The sequence below is a fragment of the Nostoc sp. genome, assembly GCF_041747015.1.
In the GTDB taxonomy this organism is placed as follows: domain Bacteria; phylum Cyanobacteriota; class Cyanobacteriia; order Cyanobacteriales; family Nostocaceae; genus Nostoc.
The window spans coordinates 1-3,741 of record NZ_JBGTFY010000368.1 but is presented as its reverse complement, the minus strand read 5'-3'; the positions used below and the strand labels follow the sequence as shown (position 1 = coordinate 3,741).

General features: G+C 42.8%; 2 protein-coding genes. One reads left to right on the top strand and one right to left on the bottom strand.

Annotated features, from left to right (window positions below):
* Positions 1-673: 673 nt before the first annotated feature.
* Positions 674-2,329 carry a mechanosensitive ion channel family protein gene (locus ACEW80_RS29225; protein WP_373529963.1) on the bottom strand — a complete coding sequence of 552 codons (1,656 nt, stop codon included), beginning with the start codon at positions 2,327-2,329 and terminating at the stop codon, positions 674-676.
* A gap of 393 nt (positions 2,330-2,722) precedes the next feature.
* On the opposite strand from ACEW80_RS29225, the gene ahcY reads away from it, so the two are divergent.
* Positions 2,723-3,741: adenosylhomocysteinase (gene ahcY / locus ACEW80_RS29220; protein WP_373529962.1), on the top strand; the 1,019-nt coding region annotated here is incomplete at its 3' end.

Sequence of the window (3,741 nt, the reverse complement as noted above, 5' to 3'; positions counted from 1 at the left end):
TTGTTTGAAAAGTGTCAGCTTGAGCCTTAAATGCAACTTAGAGAAGTGATCGCAAGTCCCATAACTCTCATTATCTCGTTTAACTTCTCGATAGCCAGAGTAGTCAAACATACGTTGGATGACTTTTCAAACATCCTCTTAAGCTAGCGATCGCAAAAGGTTTGAGATTGTAACTCTAAGAGACTTAGGCGAACACTCGTACTTTACGGGTTCTCAAAGCGGTTGTGTAAATGTAGCCTGTAATTTTCCCGTGATGGCTTTATTGGGGCTGAATGATAAAAGATCAAGGCTTTACACTCTTAATGAGAAAATAAAAAGTCACTCTACAAGCAGAAACGTTGATTACAAAAGGGCAACACAACCGTGACGCTCCTAGACCATATGCTTGCGTATGGTCTAGGCATCTGAGTCCTGGTAAGGATATCCAAATCTTCCTTCAAGGTACTCCAACTGTTTCTCTCTACGGCATTTTATAGTGAGGAACACGTCCAGCCCCACTCTTGGTTTCAAAAGTGAAATTCTAAGCACCTTCAGCCATCAAATTATCACAGAAAACCATCACGGCAAACTGTATTGTCACTCTACCGTGGGACAAGGAACAGAATTTGTCATTGAAATTCCGCTCCAGTCCAACGAATGCGAAGTAGATTTATTACTTTAAGTTAACGCTGACTTATCTCTGACTTAATTCTTTAGAGTGAAAATTTAATAACTGATCATCATTGACCCAAATTGCTTGTTGAGGCACAGAAATAGAAATTCCGGCTTTGTCTAAGGCAACTTTCAGGCGACGGCGAAACTCCCGTGCGACATCCCATTGTTTGAGGGGCTGTGTTTTAATCCATACACGAATGATCAAACCGCGATCGCCAAATTGATCTATTCCCAAAACTTGTGGCGGTTCCAAAATTTGATGCTGCCATTGCAGTTCTTGACTCATCTTCTCGGCAACAGTTTCAATTAACTTCAAAGCTTGTTCTGTATCGGCTTGGTAGGCGATCGGAATTGTCAAATCGGCTCGTGACCAACGACTAGAAAGATTGGCAACAACTTTAATTTCACTATTGGGAATTGTGATCAAGCGCCCTTCGGAATCCCGCAGTTGGGTCATCCGCAGATTCAGATTTTCTACTAAGCCTCCCACGTCTCCCACAGTAATCACATCGCCTAAAGCGTACTGGTCTTCTATAATTATCAAAAAACCGTTAATCGCATCTTTAATTAAGTTTTGCGAGGCCAGAGACACTGCAACACCAACTAAACTAGCACCCGCTAATAAGGGAACGATATCTATCCCCAATGACACCAGCGCTAACAAGAAACCTACTCCTACGCAGATAACAGTAGCGATGCTTTTAGTCACACTAGAAAATGTGGAAACTCGCAGTTGCAGCCGTTCAGAACTTTCTAAGGTTAGGAAGGCTCCACTGCTGATGAGAGTGGAGGCGAAGCGGTCAATTAAGGCATAGCTGAGACGAACAGTTACATAAGTTCCTAGTAATACGACACCTAATCGCAAAGGAAATTGAGCAGCTGTAAGAATTCCTACCTGAAACCCTCGTGTATAAGGAAATAAACCCAATATCAAGAAACTTCCACCTACCCAAATTCCGGCTTGAGTTAGCTCAAACAATCGTTTTTTGACTTCTTGCAGATGCTGATGTTGGCGTTGATTTAGTTGTGTTGTAATTGGTTGATCTGCTGGTGTTGGGTGGTTGAAGAGTTCCTTTTGGGGGTGTACTGAATCCTTTCTTGAACGCCTCTGCCAGCTATGTACCCCCCAACTTATGACAATTATTGTCAGTGCGATGCCCGCAGCAATTTTACCTTGGTCAATTAAAGATTGAGTTTGTCTTTCTTGCTTTGCTTCTTGCAAGTCTTCTTGTAATGATTCGACGATTTGATTTGCCGATGTTGACATATCTACCTGTCGCAGCCTGGCATCCTCAGAAGTGATCGTCATCAGATATTGACCGTTGACATAAATTACTGGTAATTCATTTACTTTCCGAACTTCTACCTTGACTGCTGTTTTTGCTGGTGACTGAAAGTAATTTTGGCCAATTTTCTGCAACTTCTTTTGGATGTCTTCTGAACGCTCAGGAAAGTTGGTTTTTGATGCCGCGATCTGAAATAACGGACGACCATCTAAATAAATCCAGCCTGAAACAACTCTATTATTTGAATCATTACTCACACTGCTGGGAGCTTGCATCTGTGGTAAAAAAGGAATCTGGGCTGTGGCTTTTGGCACAGATACAGCAACTATGGCTATTGAACTAGCGATGCCTACGGCGGGCAAAGCCAACGCCAAAAATTGAAAGCGCACTCAAACACCTCCTTGAGTAAAATTTACTACTGACTACTTCTATAAACCATCCTCCGCAATTAGTTTAAGTAAATGTATTTATCTAAAGTTAAGGTTTTTCCTTTAGATGATGAAGTTTTGATGTTTTTTTGGTTATTATCTATCTTTAGACAGATGACGATGTACTTAGAATCAAGATTTGAGTCTTGTAAAAGTCTGACTCTTACCAAAGATAAAACAAAAAGGAAGAACCTGGGAATGAAGTTGAATTCAGCTAATCAAGCGTCATAGCTATTTTTGAGAACTATTGACTAGTGATTTGCTTTCTTTCAAGCAAAAATCGCCAGTGGTAGAATAACCTAGTAGAGGGCGTAAATTTTACGTACCTTTTTTAACTTTTTGAGGTAATTTTTGATGACCGCAACTTCTCCCCGATTAAAGCACGAGGTTAAAGACCTCGCCCTAGCTCCCTTGGGAAGACAGCGCATTGAATGGGCTGGACGGGAAATGCCAGTTTTAGGGCAAATCCGCGATCGCTTCGCCATAGAAAAACCCTTCGCTGGGTTACGCCTTGTAGCTTGCGCCCACATTACAACAGAAACAGCACATTTGGCGATCGCTCTGAAAGCCGGTGGTGCAGATGCTGTTTTAATTGCTAGCAATCCCCTATCAACTCAAGATGACGTAGCCGCTAGCCTCGTCCTCGATCATGAAATTCCTGTCTTTGCTCAAAAAGGCGAAGATAACGAAACTTATAACCGCCACGTCCAAATAGCTTTAGATCATCGCCCCAACATTATTGTTGACGACGGTAGCGATGTAGTTGCGGCTTTAATCCAACACCGCCAACACCAAATTGCTGATTTGATTGGTAGTACCGAAGAAACCACCACTGGTATCGTGCGGTTACGCGCCATGTTTAGAGATGGCGTACTCACCTTCCCCGCAGTCAACGTCAACGACGCCGACACCAAGCACTTCTTTGATAATCGCTATGGTACTGGTCAATCAACCCTAGATGGCATTATCCGCGCCACAAATATTTTGTTGGCTGGTAAAAACATTGTTGTCGTTGGTTATGGCTGGTGTGGTAAAGGTACAGCCCTCCGCGCCCGTGGGATGGGTGCTAATGTCATCGTCACCGAAATCGACCCCATCAAGGCAATTGAAGCTGTGATGGATGGTTTCCGCGTCCTGCCAATGGCTAAAGCTGCACCCGAAGGTGATATTTTTATCACTGTGACTGGTAACAAGCACGTCGTTCGTGGTGAACACTTCGATGCGATGAAAGATGGTGCGATCGTTTGTAACTCCGGTCACTTTGACTTGGAACTTGATTTGAAATACTTGGCTGCTAATGCTAAGGAAGTCAAAGAAGTTCGTCCTTTTACTGAAGAGTATAAGTTGAAAAATGGTAAATCAGTTGTCGTTCT